Below are 14852 nucleotides of genomic sequence, written 5' to 3'. Positions count from 1 at the left end.
ACTGCCCGCCATGGCAGAGCCGTGCCCGGGCCCACACCGGGGCCGAATGGGGCTACCGTTGAGTCGTGCACGAAGAGCCCATCGACCCGTTTGCCGGCGACCCGGCCGATCCGTCGGCCGAGCTCGACGACAGCGCGACCGACGACCCGCTGACCGCCGCCGAGCGCCAAGACGTTCTCGAGGACCTTGCCGATCTTGAGATCTACCAGGCGCTGCTCACGGCGATAGGCGTCCGTGGGCTCGTCATCGAGTGTGAGGACTGCCACGAGCCGCACTATTTCGACTGGGACCTGCTGCGGGGCAACCTGAAACACCTGCTGACCTCCGGGCGCCCGCGCGTGCACGAGCCCGCCTTCGACCCCGACCCGGACCATTACGTCACGTGGGAGTATGCGCGGGGTTACGCTGACGGTGTCCACGATGCGCTCGCGAGCGCGACCGACGACAACGACGGCTGAACAGGCTCTCGTTTAGGTTTCTCGGGCGACGGGTAGGCGCTGCGGCATGCGCTGGATCGCCCGCACCGCCGCTAGCTTACGAGCCCGGCCCGAAACGCCGCCGCGACGGCGTGTGCCCGGTCCCGTGCACCCAGCTTCCGGAACAGCCGGCGAGCGTGCGTCTTGACGGTGTCCTCGGAGACGAACAGCTCGCGGCCGATCTCGGCGTTACTCTTCCCGTCCGACATCCCCCGCAGCACCTGCAGCTCGCGCTCGGTCAGCTCGACGCGGCGCCGTGGCGTCTCGCCTGACACGTCGACGCGCTGCTGGGGCACCCCGGTCCCGGCGACCCGGCCGTTCGGCACGCCGACGGCGGTGCGCGCGGTGGCGGGCAGCCCCCGGCCCGAGTGCACCATGCCGCCCGCAGCCTGGCTCGGCACGCCGACGCGCACCTGGAGCACCGGCTCGCCGTTGCCGCGACCGACCTGGCTCAGCACCAGCAGGACCGCCTTGGCCAGCGTCGTCACCGGGTCGGCCGTATCGACGCGGATGACCGCCCGGGCGCCGGCGGCGATCGCCGCGGCGGCGGCCCGGGGCTCCTCCGTGCCGAAGAAGACCACCGTCGCGGCCGGCGCCACGGCCAGCACGCGGCGGGAGAACTCCGCGCTGTCGGGCCGGGAGAGCGTCGGGTCCGCCAGCACCAGGTCGGCCGGCTGCTCGCTGAGTCGCGCCAGGGCCTCGACCATCGTGACGGCGGTCCGCACCGCGTGTGCCACTCCCAGCCTGGCCGCGGCTGCGGCGACCGTCTGCGCCGCGACCTGTGTTCGCACACACACCAAAATCGTACGCACCGTCGTACTCCTCTCTCTCAAAGAGAGAAACACGAAATGGCGAGATCTAGACGTGGTTTCACCGCGATTGGCTCACGGGAAATTGATCGATGACGTGCCGTCACCCGCGGCGGTCTCGCGCGTTGTACAGGGTTTGCCCTCCGCGCGAATTCCAGGCCGCACGCCTGGAAGGAGGAGCGAATGACGAATGTGACTCGCCTGCCCGGTCCGATCGCGGACGTGTGGGACTGGCAGCGGCTCGGCCTGTGCCGCGGCCGGGACAGCGCACAGTTCTTCCACCCCGACGGTGAGCGTGGGGCATCGCGCGGCCGCCGGGAGACCGCCGCCAAGAACGTGTGCCGGGCGTGCCCGGTGCGCGCGGAGTGCGCCGCGCAGGCGCTGAGCAGCCGCGAGCCGTACGGCGTGTGGGGCGGCTTCACCGAGGGCGAGCGCCTGCGGCTACTGGCCCTCGGCTGGGAGGACGCCGCGGACCGTCGCCGCGCCCGGGTGGACGTGCCCCGGCTGGAGGCGAAGCTGGGCCTGCGCCCGACGCCTCCGATGCCGGCGACCGGTGCGCAGCAGCCGCTGCGCACCGCACCCGGCGGGCGCCCGGGCCCCACGCACCCGGCGCCCGGCGTGCCGTCGCAGCGGCGCCCGCAGACCACGGCCGGCAGTCCCCGGTCACGCACCGCGGCCCGCTAGCGGGCGCGTCACTTCACCTCGACGTCGATCGAGTGCCACCCCGTGGCTCCGTCGGGATCCGGCGGCACCACGGCATCCGTCTGCGTCTGGCCGCCGTTGTCGGTCGCGCGCGCCGTCAGCCGGTGCCGGCCGGGCGTGGCCCGCCATGTGAGGGTCCACTGCCGCCACGTGTCGATCGACGGTACGGGCAGCAGCGTCGCCGTCTGCCACGGCCCGTCGTCGACCCGGACCTCGACCTTGGCGATGCCGCGATGCTGCGCCCAGGCCACGCCGGCGATCGTGACCTCGCCGGCGCGGGGATTGGCGCCGTCGCGCGGGGTGTCGATTCTCGATTCGGTCTTGATCGGCCCCTGCGCCGACCATCCGCGCTTGATCCAATAGGCGTCGAAATCGGCGAACGACGTCAGCTCGAGTTCCACGAGCCATTTTGTCGCCGAGACGTATCCGTACAGTCCGGGCACCACCATGCGGACCGGAAAACCGTGCTCGATCGGCAGCGGCTCGCCGTTCATGGCGATGGCGAGCATGGCGTCGCGGCCGTCGCGCAGGACCGCCGTGGGGGTGCCCGCGGTGAACCCGTCGATCGAGCGGCTCACGACCTGGTCGGCGCCCGGCTTGGGGCGCGCCTCGTCGAGCAGGTCGGCGACCCGCACGCCCTGCCACTTGGCGTTGCCGATGAGCCCGCCGCCGACCTGGTTGGACACGCACGCGAGCGTGATGTACCGCTCGATCATGGGCCGCTTGAGCAGCTCCCGATAGCCGATCGTGACTTCCCTCTCCACCCGGCCGTGGATGCGCAGCTTCCAGTCCTCGCTGGTCAGCCGGGGCACCACCAGCGCGGTGTCGATCAGGTAGAAGTCCTTGTTCGGGGTGACGAACGGGGCGAGATCGGGCAGGCCGGCGTCGGCCTGCGGCGGCAGGGGCGCCACCATGTCGGGCGGGACGCTGGGCAGGTCGATCGCGGCCCGGTCCGCCTCCACGCCGCGCCGCGTCGACCACCAGCGGCTCGCGAAGCCCGCGACGGCCGCCGCGGCGAGCGTGTAGCCGGCGGCGCGCAGGAACCACCGGCGCTCCTCGACGGTCGCGGCGGACCCCGCCTCGTGGCCGAGCAGCCAGCGCAGCACGGCGGCGCCGGCGAGCGCGCCGGCCAGGGTGGGGGCGAACGCGTACCACGGGGCGTTGTGCCGGGTGAGCGCCGCGGCGATGCCGACGACCCCGAAGACGGCGATCCCGGTGTACCCGATGATCCGGCGCCTGGTCGCCAGTATCCCGATCACCGCGGCGAAGAGGGCCAGCACGATGATCGTGCCGATCGTGAGGGCGAGCTTGTCGTAGGTGTAGAAGATCGAGACGGCGAGGTCCTTGACCCCGGCCGGCACGTTGTCGATGACCACGCCGCCGACGCTGATCAGGGGCGACGTGGTCGCCCCGGTGAGAATCGCGACGGCTTCGGCGACGCCGAGTGCGACGGCCGCGGCGGCCAGCCCGGCGAGCGCCCCGAATCTACGAGTCTGCACGCCCCAAGCATGCGGCGATCGTCCCGGCGACTCCAAGCCCTGTAATGCGTCCCTAATCTTTTGCGTCGCCACCCGATCGGCGAACGGCCCCGGGCGCGAGCGCCCGGGGCCGTCGGTGTGGTGTTTCGCCGGGTCAGAAGCCCGGGCCGTGCGAGTGGCCGTGCCCGTGGCCGTGACCGCCGGCGGCGGCGGGCTCCGGGGCGGCCGGCTTCTCGACGATCAGGCTCTCCGTCGTCAGCAGCAGGGCGGCGATCGACGCGGCGTTGGCGACCGCGCTGTGCGTCACCTTCACCGGGTCGACGATGCCCGACTTCACCAGGTCGACGTACTCGCCCGTGGCGGCGTTCAGGCCGTGGCCGAAGTCGAGCGCCGTGACCTTGCCGACCACGACGTATCCGTCGAAGCCGGCGTTCTGGGCGATCCACCGCAGCGGCTCGACCAGGGCCTTGCGCACGATCGAGACGCCGACCTTCTCGTCGCCGGTGAGGCCGAGGTCGCCGTCGAGGACCGGGACGATCTGCGCCAGGGCGGCGCCGCCGCCCGGGACGATGCCCTCCTGCACCGCGGCCTTGGTCGCGGAGATCGCGTCCTCGATGCGGTGCTTGCGCTCCTTCATCTCGACCTCGGTCGCCGCGCCGGCCTTGATGACCGCGACGCCGCCGGCGAGCTTGGCGACCCGCTCGTTGAGCTTCTCCTTGTCCCAGTCGGAGTCGGAGGCCTCGATCTCCTTGCGCAGCTGCTCGACGCGCGCGGCGACCTCGGACTGCTCACCGCCGCCGTCCACGATCGTGGTCAGGTCCTTGGTGACCACCACGCGGCGGGCGGTGCCGAGCTGCTCCAGGCCGACGCCCTCGAGCTTGTAGCCGAGCTCGGGGGCGACCAGCTCGGCGCCGGTCAGGATCGAGATGTCCTGCAGCATCGCCTTACGACGGTCGCCGAAGCCGGGGGCCTTGACCGCGACGATCTTGAACGTCTTGCGGATCGCGTTCACGACGAGGGTCGACAGCGCCTGGCCCTCGACGTCCTCGGCGATGATCAGCAGCGGCTTGTTGTTCTGGACGATCTTCTCCAGGAGGGGCAGCAGCTCCTCGATCGCGGAGATCTTCTGGGTGGTGAGCAGGACGTACGCGTCCTCGAGCACCGCCTCCTGCGCCTCCGTGTCGGTCACGAAGTGCGGGGAGATGAAGCCCTTGTCGAACTGCATGCCCTCGGTGACCTCGAGCTCGGTCGTGAGGGTCGAGCCCTCCTCGACCGTGATGACGCCGTCGCGGCCGACCCGGTCCATCGCCGAGGCGATCAGGTCGCCGATGGTGGCGTCCTGCGCGGAGATGGTCGCGACCTGCGCGATCTCGGTGTGGCTCGCGACCGGCGTGGCCTTGTCCTTGAGCGCGGCCACGACCGCGGCCGCGGCCGCGTCGATGCCGCGCTTGAGGCCGGCCGGGTTGGCGCCGGCCGTCACGTTGCGCAGGCCTTCGCGGACGAGCGCCTGGGCCAGGACCGTAGCGGTGGTCGTGCCGTCGCCCGCCACGTCGTTGGTCTTGGTGGCGACCTCCTTGACCAGTTGGGCGCCGAGGTTCTCATACGGGTTGGCGAGCTCGATCTCCTTGGCGATCGTCACGCCGTCGTTGGTGATGGTGGGGGCACCGAACTTCTTGTCCAGGACGACGTTGCGCCCCCGGGGGCCGAGCGTGACCTTGACCGTGTCGGCCAGGCGGTTGACGCCGTGCTCCAGCAGGTGGCGCGCCTCGTCGGAGAAGCTCAGGATCTTCGCCATGCTTGTGGATTCCCTTCAAAGCGACACCGCCCCGGCTGCCTCGCGCCTGCGCACGGGTCCGGGGCGGTGGCCACTGCTTCTAGTGAGATGCTTCTAGTTGAAACGAGGTCACTTCTCGATGACGGCGAGCACGTCGCGGGCCGAGAGCACCAGGTACTCCGCGCCGGCGTACTTGACCTCGGTGCCGCCGTACTTCGAGTAGATGACGGTGTCGCCGACCTTGACGTCGATCGGCACCCGGTTGCCCTTGTCGTCGATGCGACCCGGGCCGACCGCGATGACGGTGCCCTCCTGGGGCTTCTCCTTCGCGGTGTCCGGAATGACGATGCCCGAGGCGGTGGTCGTCTCAGCCTCGTTGGCCTGGACCAGGATGCGGTCCTCGAGCGGCTTGATCGCAACCTGCGTCGCGGTAGTCACGGGCATACCCTCCTGGGGTATCGAGCTTGCTATCGGTGCCCGGTGAAGCCGTCGTCGCGGGTGCCGGCTCCGGCCGGGTTTACTGGCACCCTCGACTGGAGAGTGCTAATCGGAGATTATGTCGGCGGCTAGCACTCCGTCAACTAGAGTGCCAGACACGCCGCGAAATCACCCCGGGATAATCGCCGGGTGGAGCTCGACGACATACAGGCCCTGGAAACCGAGGCCGGGCGGGCCGCACTCGAGGCGGCGGCCGCGCTGCCCGACGGCGACCCACTCGCTGCGGCCTCGGCGCTACGCGCCCGCGGATTCGCGCCGGCCCTGGCCGCCGCCGCGCTGACCCAGGCCGCGCTGCGCCGCCGCGCGGCCATGAAGTTCGGCGCGGACGCCGCCGTGATGCTCTTCACCCGCGCCGGGCTCGAGCAGGCGACCCGGGCCGCGGTCGCGCGCCGCCGGGCCGCCCGGCTGGCCGCCGCGGGCGTGCGCCACGTCGCGGACCTGGGCTGTGGTGTGGGCGCCGACACCATCGCGTTCGCCCGGGCCGGGTTGCGGGTGCTGGCCGTGGACGCATCCGCCGCCACGGCCGCCGTCGCGGAGGCCAACGTCCGCGCCCTGGGCCTGACGGATTCGGTACTCGTGCAGACCCGCGACGCCACCGAGGTCCCCCTCGACGCCGTCGACGCCGTGTTCTGTGACCCGGCGCGCCGCACGTCGGGCGGACGGCGGGTGTTCGACCCGCGCGCGTACTCCCCGCCCTGGGACTTCGTCACGGGACTGCCCGGCCGGGTGCCGCACACGGTGCTCAAGCTCGCCCCCGGCATCGACCACGCCCTGCTGCCCGCCGGCGCCGAGGGCGAGTGGGTCTCGGTGGACGGCGACGTGGTCGAGGCGGCCGCGTGGTGCGGTCCGCTGGCCGCGGCCCCGCGCCGGGCCACCGTGCTGCGCGGCGCGGACGCCTTCGAGCTCACCGGCTCCGGCGACGAGCGCGCCCCGGTGGGCCCGACCGGCGCCCACCTCTACGACCCCGACGGCGCCGTGGTCCGCGCCCACCTCGTGGCCGAGCTCGCGGCGCAGCTCGACGGCGTGCTGCTGGACCCGACGATCGCCTACATCACCTCGGCGTCGGCGACACCCACCCCGTTCGGCCGCCGCTACGAGATCCTCGACCGGCTGCCGATCGCCCTGAAGAAGCTGCGGGCCGCGCTGCGCTCGCTCGACGTCGGGTCCGTGCAGATCCTCAAGCGCGGGTCGGCCCACAACGTCGACGACCTGCGCCGGCAGCTGCGGCTCGAGGGCTCCCGTGCCGCGACGCTCGCGCTGACCAGGATCGCCGGGGAGCCCGCCGCGCTGCTGCTCACACCAGCGGATGGCCCAGGCGCCGCTGCAGGTCGTTGAGCACGTCGTCGGCGAGCAGGTCGGGCGGGCGCGCGCCGAGGTGGCCAAGCAGGTGGCGGCCGGTGTCGCGGCACATCTCGTATGTCAGGCGGTCGTTGAGCCAGCGCAGCCACTCGACGATGTCGTTGACGTAGAAGGCGACGCTCTGCTCGGAGTTGCGCTGCCGGCGCTCCTCGGCGACGACCAGCAGCGCCGCCGCCAGGCGCTTGCGCGGGAAGTCGTGCCCGGCGATGGCGTCGGCGAACGCGTCGGCCCGGTGCCGCGGCGCGGTCGGCGACACCGTCAGCTTCGGGAACGGCGGCTCGCCGGCGGTCCACACCTGTGCGCTGCGGGGCACGAACTCGGGCTCGAGCACGACGTCGACGCGGGAGGCGTGCCCTGGGTCGTCGACCGCGACCAGCACGCGCGGGCTGTGGCTGTTCACCTTGGTGACGTACCGCGAAAGCCCGGTGCCCTCCTCGACGCAGAACCTCGCGTCCGGCAGCTTCAGCAGCCCGTCGAAGACCAGCCGGCCGACCCGCGGCCCGGCGCCCTGCCACAGCCGCACCCGCACCAGTCCGACCTGCGGCCGGGCCGCGATACGCACATGGTGCTCCGTCGCGGTGACCGCCCCATCACCGTCGAACACCGACAGGTCCACGCCGTTCGTCGCGCCGAGGAACAGGTGGCCGTGGCCGAGATACAACTGGACCGCGCCGATCTGCATGTCGCTATTGTGAGCCAGTGGCGAGCAAGGGCACCCCGGCGACCGCACTGCTGACGCGCGCGAAGATCGCGTTCACCCCGCACATCTACGAGGTCGACCCCCGCGCGGCCTCCTACGGCGAGGCCGCCGCCGAGGCGCTGGGCGTCGATCCCGCGCGGCTGTTCAAGACCCTCGTGACCGCGGTCGACGGGCAGCTCACCGTCGGTGTGGTGCCGGTGTCGTCCTCGCTGGACCTCAAGGCGCTGGCCGCCGCGGTCGGTGGCAAGCGCGCCGCGATGGCCGAACCGTCCGCCGCCGAGCGCGCCACCGGCTACGTGACCGGCGGCATCTCCCCGGTCGGCCAGCGTTCCCGGCTGCCGATCGTCATCGACGACTCCGCGTCGCAGCTGCCCACCATGTATGTCTCAGGCGGGCGGCGCGGACTGCAGATCGAGCTGGCCCCCGCCGACCTCGTGCAGGTCACCGGGGCCACCCTGGCGCCGATCGCGACACGCTGAGGCATGGTCGCCGTGCGGGCATCCGACGAGGACCGGCAGCGCGTGATCGCGGCCCTGCAGCGGCACACCGAGGCGGGGCGGCTCACCCTGGACGAGTTCTCCGACCGGGTCGGCATCGTCTACGCGGCCAAGACGCTCGACGAGCTGCGCGCCGCGATCGTCGACCTGCCGGCGCTGGCCCCCGCCGCGCCGCCGGTGTCGCACGGCGACCGGCAACTGCTGCTGACGTTCGTACTCGCGATCCTGGCGGTGGCGCTGATCGGGACGGTCTACACGCTGTTCCACTAGGGACTATCTGCTCCCGTGCCACGAGCGCCACAGCGCCGCGTAGGCGCCGCCGGCCTCCACCAGCTCGTCGTGGCTGCCCAGCTCGGTGATCCGGCCGTCCTCCACGACCGCGACCCGGTCGGCGTCGTGCGCGGAGAAGAGCCGATGCGCGATCGCGACCACGGTCCGGCCCTCCAGCGCGCCGGCCAGCGAGCGCTCCAGGTGGCGGGCCGCCCGCGGGTCGATCAGGGACGTCGCCTCGTCGAGCACCAGCGTGTGCGGATCGGCGAGGACCAGCCGGGCCAGCGCCAGCTGCTGGGCCTGCGCCGGGGACAGCGCGAGGTCGGTGGTGTCCAGGCCCTTGGGCAGCGCCAGCGCCCAGTCCAGCGCGTCGACGGTGGCCAGGGCCGCGCACAGCTCCTCGTCGGTGGCCCCGGCGCGGGCCAGGGTCAGGTTGTCCCGCAGGCTGCCCAGGAAGACATGGTGCTCCTGCGTCACCAGCGCGACGTGGCCGCGCAGCTCGTCCAGCGGGAGTTCGCTCAGCGGTACCGCGCCCAGCTCCACCGAGCCGGCCCGGGGCGCGTGGACCCCGGCCAGCAGCCGGCCGAGCGTCGACTTGCCCGCCCCCGACGGGCCGACCATGGCGAGCCGCTCGCCGGGCCGGATCGCGAGGTCGACGCCGTGCAGGACGTCGCGGCCATCCACATAGGAGTACCGCACGCCCTTCGCCACGAGCTGCTCGTCGACCGGCCGCGGGCCGCCCGCCGGCACCGGCTCGGCCGCCGCGGTGCGCACGCCGACCAGGCGCGCGAAGGAGGCGAGGCCGAGCTGCATCTGGTCGAAGTACGACAGGACGCGGTCCAGCGGGTCGATGATCGCCACGAAGTACAGCACCGCGGCGGTCACCTGCCCGACCGTCGACCAGCCCTCTGTCACGAACCAGCCGCCGGCGACCAGCGTCACCGCGGCCGGCAGTGCGTAGCCGAACTCGGTGAGCGGGAACCAGACCGTGCGCAGCGACAGGGTGTACCTCGCCGCCGCATAGGTCCCGGCGAGGTGCTCCTGCGTCCGCTCGATCCGGCGCCGCCGCAGCCGCAGCGTGTCGACGGTCCGGGCGCCCTCGACGGTCTCGGTCAGCCCGTCGGTGAGCCGCGCGTACGCCGCCCCCTCGCGCAGGTAGCCCGCCGTCGCGCGGCGGAAGTACCAGCGGGAGCTGAAGTACAGCACCGGGACCGCGACCAGGCCCGGCAGCAGCAGGATCGGCCCGATCAGCGCGATGGCGCCGAAGGTGAGCAGCATCTGCAGCAGCCCGACCACGATCGCCGGCAGCGCGCTCTGCACCGACTCCGAGGTCTGCGAGACGTCCCGCGAGGCCCGGCTGAGTAGGTCTCCGGTGCCGGCACGCTCCACGGTGGACAGCGGGATCGCGAGCACTCCGTCGACGAACTCCTCGCGCAGCCGGGCGAGCACCAGCTCCGCGAGTTGCGCGGCGGCCAGCCGGGCGTAGCGCACCAGCACCGACTGCGCGATCACGAAGCCGGCGATGGCCAGCGCGATCCGGTCGACGGTCCAGGTCGTGGTGCCGGCGGCGACCCGCTCCACCAGCGCGCCGAGCAGCGGCGGCGCGGCCAGCCCGGCCACCGCGGCGGCCAGGTGCAGCGCGAGCACCAGCGCGAGCCGCCCGGGATAGGCGGCGAACAGGCCACGCAGGTAGGCGCGCACCTGCACCGGTCCGGCGATCGGCAGCATCAGTCCTCCCCGCGAGTCACGGCGGCGGCGTATTCCGGGCAGGTGTCCAGCAGCTCGCGGTGCGGCCCGGTCGCGGCGACCCGCCCGTCGGCGCCGACGAACGCGACGGTGTCGGCCCGGTCGAGCAGCAGCGGACTGGTCGTGCAGACCACGGTCGTGCGCCCGGCGCGGGCCGCCGGCAGCCGCTCGGCGATGCGCGCCTCGGTGTGCGCGTCGACCGCGCTCGTCGGCTCGACGAGCACCAGCACCGGCGGGTCGAGCGCGAGCGCCCGGGCCAGCCGCAGCCGCTGCTGCTGGCCGCCGGAGAAGTCCCGCCCGCGCTCGGCGATCTCGGTGTCGAGGCCGTCGGGCAGCGCGTCGACGATGTCCCGCGCCGCCGCCGCGTCCAGCGTCGCGCCGTCGCCGACCTCGTCCCGCAGCGGGCCGCGGAACAGCCGCCCGTCGTTGTCGGCGAGCACGATCCGTCGCCGCACGTCCTGCAGTGCCATTTCCCGCAGCGGTACCCCGTGCAGGCGGGCCGAGGACCCCGGGGTGAGCAGCGCGATCCGGTCGGCGATGGCCGCCGCGTCCTGCGGGCGCACGGCCGCCACCGCCGTGAACCGGTTCTCGCGCACGACCAGTCCCGAGTCGGGGTCGTCGAGATCGCCCGGCTCCGGCCGTACCGTATCCGGGGGATCCTGAAGATCCGGCTCGATCCGCAACAGGTCGACCACCCGCCGCGCGCTCACCAGGCCGCGCGTCACCTTGTCGGCGAACTCGGTCAGCGTCCGCAGCGGCGCGATCAGAAACGCGGCATACGCGTAGAACGCGACCAGCTCGCCCGGCGTGATCCGGCCCGCCACCGCGAACCGCGCGCCGAGCCACGTCACCAGCGCGACGAAGCACCCGGGCAGCAGGACCTGCGCCGCCTCCAGCATCGACTCGACCCGGGCGACCCGCACGCCGGCGAAGCGCACACGCTGCGACTCGGCGCGGTACCGCGCGGAGAACACCGCCTCGCCCCCGACCCCGCGCAGCACCCGCAGCCCCGCCACGATGTCCGCGGCCCGCCCGGTGAGCGCCCCGGCGAGGTCGCGCTGGTGCCGCCGCCGGTGGTGCAGCGGACGCAACAGCAGCCCGACCACGGCGACCAGGACCGGCACGCCGAGCACCACTACCAGGCCGAGCGGCACCGACACCCGCAGCAGCAACGCGGAGACGACCACGATCGACACGATGGCGCCGCTGCCGCGCGCGGTGATGTCGATCGAATACCCGATGTGGTCGAAGTCGGTGGTGCCGATGCTGACCACCTCGCCCGTCGCCACTCGCCGCGACAGCGTGGTCCCGAGCCGCGTCGCGTGCCGCACCGTCACCTGCATGGTGCGGAAGCCGGCGCCGAGGAAGTTCGAGACCGCGAACCGGTGCCGCATGATCCCGCTGAACGCGGTCGTGGCAGCGAGCCCGAGCACCGCCGCCGCCGCCCAGAGCAGCCCCTGCCGGTCGTGCCGCGCGAGCGCGTCGACCCCGGCCCCGATCGCCGCCGGCACGAGCGCCTGGCTGACCATCCACACGATGCCGAAGCACACGCCCCCGGCGATCAGCGAAATCTGGTGCCGCGCGATCCAGAGCAGATATCGGGCGGCCGACCGGTTGTCGGGCTCCCCGGGCTCGGCAAGGGGCAATCTGCGCACAATCCCCGACGGTAACCGCAGCCCCCGGTCGAGCGCCTTACATTTTTCAGCGGTCGACCTGCGTGAAGTCCCAGAACTGCGGCTTTCGCGCAACCAGCTGCGACGGCGGCTCGGCGAACCCCTCGGGCGTGCCGCCCCGCCACTTGGACACGACGACGAGCCGCTGGTCCGTCGAGGCATACACCTCGCTGCTCATGTGCATCGGGTGCACCTCGACCTTGGGCAGCATCGCGTCACAGACCCAGGACAGCAGTTCATCGAACGCCTCCGGGTGCGCCCTGACCTCCCACATGCGCACGATCACGGCGCTGGACTCTACTCCCACAGCAATCCCCTCGATGACCATGGTGGACACCCAGCGTAAGGCGTTCCGCGGGCCAGCCCTTCCCGGGTATGGGTCGTCGCGGCCCCCGGGCCCGCGCGGCGCCGGAGCTTTGCGTCGGCCCGGTCCTACGCCGTGACGAGCGTGATCGGCATGGCCGAGTCGGAGGGCAGCCCCAGCGACCCGGGCGCCGCGCCTGCGGCCACCAGATGCGACCCGAGCGCCGCCACCATGGCGCCGTTGTCGGTGCACAGCTTCGGGCGTGGCACTCGCAGCGTGATGCCGTATTTGTCGCAGCGCTCCTGGGCCATCGACCGAATCCGCGAGTTGGCCGCCACGCCGCCGCCGATCACGAGCGTCTCCACGCCGTGCTCCCGGCACGCGTCCACGGCCTTCGCGGTGAGCACGTCACACACGGCCTCCTGGAAGCTCGCCGCCACGTCGTTGACCGGCACCGCCTCACCGGCCCGCTGACGCGCCTCGATCCATCGCGCGACGGCCGTCTTCAGCCCCGAGAACGAGAAGTCGAAACGGTGCTCGGCGAGGTCGCGCGGCGCCGTGAGCCCGCGCGGGAACGGGATCGACACCTGCCCCTCGCGCGCCGCCCGGTCGATCGGCGGCCCGCCCGGGAACGGCAACCCCAGCACCCGCGCCACCTTGTCGAACGCCTCGCCGGCCGCGTCGTCGATGGTCGCGCCCAGCGGCGTCACCCCGCCCGCCAGGTCGTCGACCCGCAGCAGCGAGGAGTGCCCGCCCGAGACCAGCAGCGCGATCGCCGGCTCCGGCAGAGCCCCGTGCTCAAGCGTGTCGACGGCGACGTGGGCGGCGAGGTGGTTGACGCCGTAGATCGGCTTGCCCGCGGCCAGCGCATACGCCTTCGCGGCGGCCACCCCCACCAGCAGCGCGCCCGCCAGCCCCGGCCCGGCCGTGACCGCGATGGCGTCCACATCGGACAGTGTCACGCCCGCCTTGTCCAGCGCCCGCTGCATCGTCGGGACCATCGCCTCGAAGTGCGCCCGGCTGGCCACCTCGGGCACCACGCCCCCGAACCGGGCGTGCTCGTCCACGCTCGACGCGATCTCGTCCGCGAGCAGGGTGTGCCCGCGGACGATCCCGACGCCGGTCTCGTCGCACGAGGTCTCGATCCCGAGGACCAGCGGCTCAGTCTTCGTGCTCACGCATCATCACCAGTGCATCCGTGTTGCTGGGCTGGTAGTAGCCGCGGCGGATGCCGACGGCCTCGAACCCGTGCTGCGCATAGAGTTTCTGCGCCGGCGCGTTGTCGACGGCGACCTCGAGCAGCACCTGCCGGACCCCGCGCCGCGCGGCCTCGTCGAGCAGTGCCTCCAGCAGCAGCCGACCGATCCCGCGCCGCTGCGCGTCCTTGCGCACGCCGATGTTCTGTATCCATGCCTCGTCCGGCGGCGCGACGGCGAGCCCGGCATATCCAACGATCCGCCCCGACCCCACATCGCCGCCGGGTCCACCGGAGACACCAGAGCCACCCGGAGCACGCCGCGCGCCGCCCGTGTCGCCGTCGCAGCCGCCCGACGCGCTCAAGGCACCCGAGGCACTCAAGTCGTCCGCCGAGAAGCCCGAGACGCGGTGCGCGCCGACCGCGTCGCGGTCCGAACCGTCCGGCTCGCTGGCTGAGACCCCCAGCTCACCGTGCGCGGCGGCTGGGGGCCGGTCCGCGCCGGCGAGGGCGGATGCGGCTGGGGTCGAGGCGGCTGGGGTCGAAACGGCGGGAGGCGCGGCCGTGTCCAGGGCGACCAGGTAGTGATGCCCATTGGCCAGCTCGTTCCAGAACATGCCGGCCGACCAGCGCTCCTCGCCGAACAGCTCGTCCTCGATCGGCAGCAGCTCCTCGATGTGGAACCACCGCAGCTCGGCCAGCTTCACCGCGCTCACTGCAGGGCCGGTTTCCGCTCGCCGGGCAGGACCGCGTCGGGGCGGCGCAGGTAGAGCGGGGTCAACGTCTCGCCCGGCGCCTTGGCCCGCACTCGCTCGGCGGCCAGCTCGGCCAGCGCGAGCGCGGACGGGTAGCTCGGCCCCTCGACGGGGAGGGCGAGCACGTCGGCATACTTCTCGGCACCGTCTCCCGCGGCCCGCTCGATCCCGTCAAGCGCGACGGCCGCGGGCCGGTCCACGTCCGGCCCGGCAAGCCGGTGACCGTCCTGGTAGACCGCCCAGTAGATCTCCTTGCGGCGCGCGTCGGTCGCCACCAGAGCCCGGCCGGGCAGCCGCACGCCGATCGCGTCAAGGGTGCACACCCCGTAAACGGGCGCGGAGAGCGCGTGGCCCATCGCCGTGGCCGTGACCAGCCCGGCACGCAGCCCGGTGAACGGCCCGGGCCCGAGGCCCGCGACGACCGCCGCCAGGTCGCCAGCCGTCACACCGCCCTCGGCCAGCACGGCGGCGATCTGCGGCGCCAGCAGCTCCCCGGCGCCGCGGGCGTCGACGGTCACCCGCCCAGCGAGCAGGGTCACCCCGTCGTCGCCGACCCGCGCGAGCGCTGCGGTCACCGCCGCCGTCGCCGTGTCCACCACCATCACCAGCACGGCCC

At 73.1% G+C, this 14852-nt stretch carries 14 protein-coding genes and 3 pseudogenes; 5 read left to right on the top strand and 12 right to left on the bottom strand.

The window, feature by feature from the left end; all coding sequences use genetic code 11:
* Positions 1–65: 65 nt before the first annotated feature.
* A complete protein-coding gene (locus AB0367_RS02665; RefSeq protein WP_350543513.1) occupies positions 66–458 on the top strand; it encodes a DUF5319 domain-containing protein in 393 nt (130 codons plus the stop codon).
* 71 nt (positions 459–529) lie between these two features.
* Here AB0367_RS02665 and AB0367_RS02660 read toward each other — a convergent pair whose 3' ends face one another.
* Entirely contained in the window at positions 530–1288 is a 759-nt protein-coding gene (locus AB0367_RS02660; RefSeq protein ID WP_366224391.1) for a LuxR C-terminal-related transcriptional regulator, read from the bottom strand.
* 180 nt (positions 1289–1468) lie between these two features.
* Here AB0367_RS02660 and AB0367_RS02655 point away from each other — a divergent pair.
* Positions 1469–1807: pseudogene (locus AB0367_RS02655) on the top strand (WhiB family transcriptional regulator); the annotation flags it as partial.
* A gap of 170 nt (positions 1808–1977) precedes the next feature.
* Here AB0367_RS02655 and AB0367_RS02650 read toward each other — a convergent pair.
* From AB0367_RS02650 to groES, 3 genes are all read right to left on the bottom strand, one after another.
* On the bottom strand, positions 1978–3486 hold the full coding sequence (locus AB0367_RS02650; RefSeq protein ID WP_366224390.1) for a molybdopterin-dependent oxidoreductase: 1509 nt from the start codon (positions 3484–3486) through the stop codon (positions 1978–1980).
* Between the two features lie 133 nt (positions 3487–3619).
* Complete coding sequence (groL, locus tag AB0367_RS02645; RefSeq protein WP_366224389.1) at positions 3620–5260, bottom strand: chaperonin GroEL; 1641 nt, start codon at positions 5258–5260, stop codon at positions 3620–3622.
* Between the two features lie 108 nt (positions 5261–5368).
* Positions 5369–5683, bottom strand: coding sequence for a co-chaperone GroES (groES, locus tag AB0367_RS02640; protein WP_344616035.1), 315 nt, complete (start codon positions 5681–5683; stop codon positions 5369–5371).
* 183 nt (positions 5684–5866) lie between these two features.
* Here groES and AB0367_RS02635 point away from each other — a divergent pair, with 183 nt between their 5' ends.
* Positions 5867–7072 (top strand): methyltransferase domain-containing protein, encoded by a 1206-nt coding sequence (locus AB0367_RS02635; protein WP_366224388.1) that lies wholly within the window; start codon positions 5867–5869, stop codon positions 7070–7072.
* Here the strand turns inward: AB0367_RS02635 and AB0367_RS02630 are convergent.
* A complete protein-coding gene (locus tag AB0367_RS02630; protein WP_366224387.1) occupies positions 7032–7778 on the bottom strand; it encodes a hypothetical protein in 747 nt (248 codons plus the stop codon). The two genes, AB0367_RS02635 and AB0367_RS02630, sit on opposite strands and share 41 nt — an antisense overlap.
* 17 nt (positions 7779–7795) lie before the next feature.
* Between AB0367_RS02630 and ybaK the strand changes: the two genes are divergently transcribed.
* Together ybaK and AB0367_RS02620 are read left to right on the top strand one after the other, a co-directional pair.
* On the top strand, positions 7796–8275 hold the full coding sequence (ybaK, locus tag AB0367_RS02625) for a Cys-tRNA(Pro) deacylase (protein WP_366224386.1): 480 nt from the start codon (positions 7796–7798) through the stop codon (positions 8273–8275).
* Between the two features lie 3 nt (positions 8276–8278).
* Positions 8279–8563: a DUF1707 domain-containing protein gene (locus AB0367_RS02620; protein WP_366224385.1), complete on the top strand. Its 285-nt coding sequence runs from the start codon at positions 8279–8281 to the stop codon at positions 8561–8563.
* A gap of 3 nt (positions 8564–8566) precedes the next feature.
* Here the strand turns inward: AB0367_RS02620 and AB0367_RS02615 are convergent, their stop codons facing one another.
* The 7 genes and pseudogenes from AB0367_RS02615 to tsaB all read right to left on the bottom strand — a co-directional run bounded on the left by AB0367_RS02615 (position 8567) and on the right by tsaB (position 14847).
* On the bottom strand, positions 8567–10291 hold the full coding sequence (locus tag AB0367_RS02615) for an ABC transporter ATP-binding protein (RefSeq protein WP_366224384.1): 1725 nt from the start codon (positions 10289–10291) through the stop codon (positions 8567–8569).
* The gene (locus tag AB0367_RS02610) at positions 10291–11964 is read right to left on the bottom strand and encodes an ABC transporter ATP-binding protein (protein WP_366224383.1); all 1674 of its coding nucleotides are present in this window, start codon (positions 11962–11964) and stop codon (positions 10291–10293) included. Before AB0367_RS02610 ends, AB0367_RS02615 begins: the two co-directional genes overlap by 1 nt.
* A 46-nt stretch (positions 11965–12010) precedes the next feature.
* On the bottom strand, positions 12011–12268 hold the full coding sequence (locus tag AB0367_RS02605) for a hypothetical protein (RefSeq protein ID WP_366224382.1): 258 nt from the start codon (positions 12266–12268) through the stop codon (positions 12011–12013).
* 146 nt (positions 12269–12414) lie between these two features.
* A complete protein-coding gene (gene tsaD / locus AB0367_RS02600; protein ID WP_366224381.1) occupies positions 12415–13464 on the bottom strand; it encodes a tRNA (adenosine(37)-N6)-threonylcarbamoyltransferase complex transferase subunit TsaD in 1050 nt (349 codons plus the stop codon).
* Positions 13448–13747, bottom strand: a pseudogene (gene rimI / locus AB0367_RS02595) (ribosomal protein S18-alanine N-acetyltransferase); the annotation flags it as partial. The pseudogene rimI and the gene tsaD, both read right to left, overlap by 17 nt.
* A 300-nt stretch (positions 13748–14047) precedes the next feature.
* A pseudogene (locus AB0367_RS02590) lies at positions 14048–14188 on the bottom strand (ribosomal-protein-alanine N-acetyltransferase); the annotation flags it as partial.
* Between the two features lie 5 nt (positions 14189–14193).
* The gene (gene tsaB / locus AB0367_RS02585; protein ID WP_366224380.1) at positions 14194–14847 is read right to left on the bottom strand and encodes a tRNA (adenosine(37)-N6)-threonylcarbamoyltransferase complex dimerization subunit type 1 TsaB; all 654 of its coding nucleotides are present in this window, start codon (positions 14845–14847) and stop codon (positions 14194–14196) included.
* Between the last annotated feature and the right edge of the window lie 5 nt (positions 14848–14852).

It is taken from the genome of Dactylosporangium sp. NPDC051484 (assembly GCF_040689395.1).
Taxonomy (GTDB): Bacteria; Actinomycetota; Actinomycetes; order Mycobacteriales; family Micromonosporaceae; genus Dactylosporangium.
Note: the sequence above shows the minus strand (reverse complement) of the source record. Positions and strands in the feature narration are given on the sequence as shown.

Coding starts and splice junctions, on each gene's coding strand:
- AB0367_RS02615 (WP_366224384.1), bottom strand. CDS start 10,291: ATGCTGCCGATCGCCGGACCGGTGCAGGTGCGCGCCTACCTGCGTGGC.
- AB0367_RS02620 (WP_366224385.1), top strand. CDS start 8,279: ATGGTCGCCGTGCGGGCATCCGACGAGGACCGGCAGCGCGTGATCGCG.
- AB0367_RS02630 (WP_366224387.1), bottom strand. CDS start 7,778: ATGCAGATCGGCGCGGTCCAGTTGTATCTCGGCCACGGCCACCTGTTC.
- groL (WP_366224389.1), bottom strand. CDS start 5,260: ATGGCGAAGATCCTGAGCTTCTCCGACGAGGCGCGCCACCTGCTGGAG.
- groES (WP_344616035.1), bottom strand. CDS start 5,683: ATGCCCGTGACTACCGCGACGCAGGTTGCGATCAAGCCGCTCGAGGAC.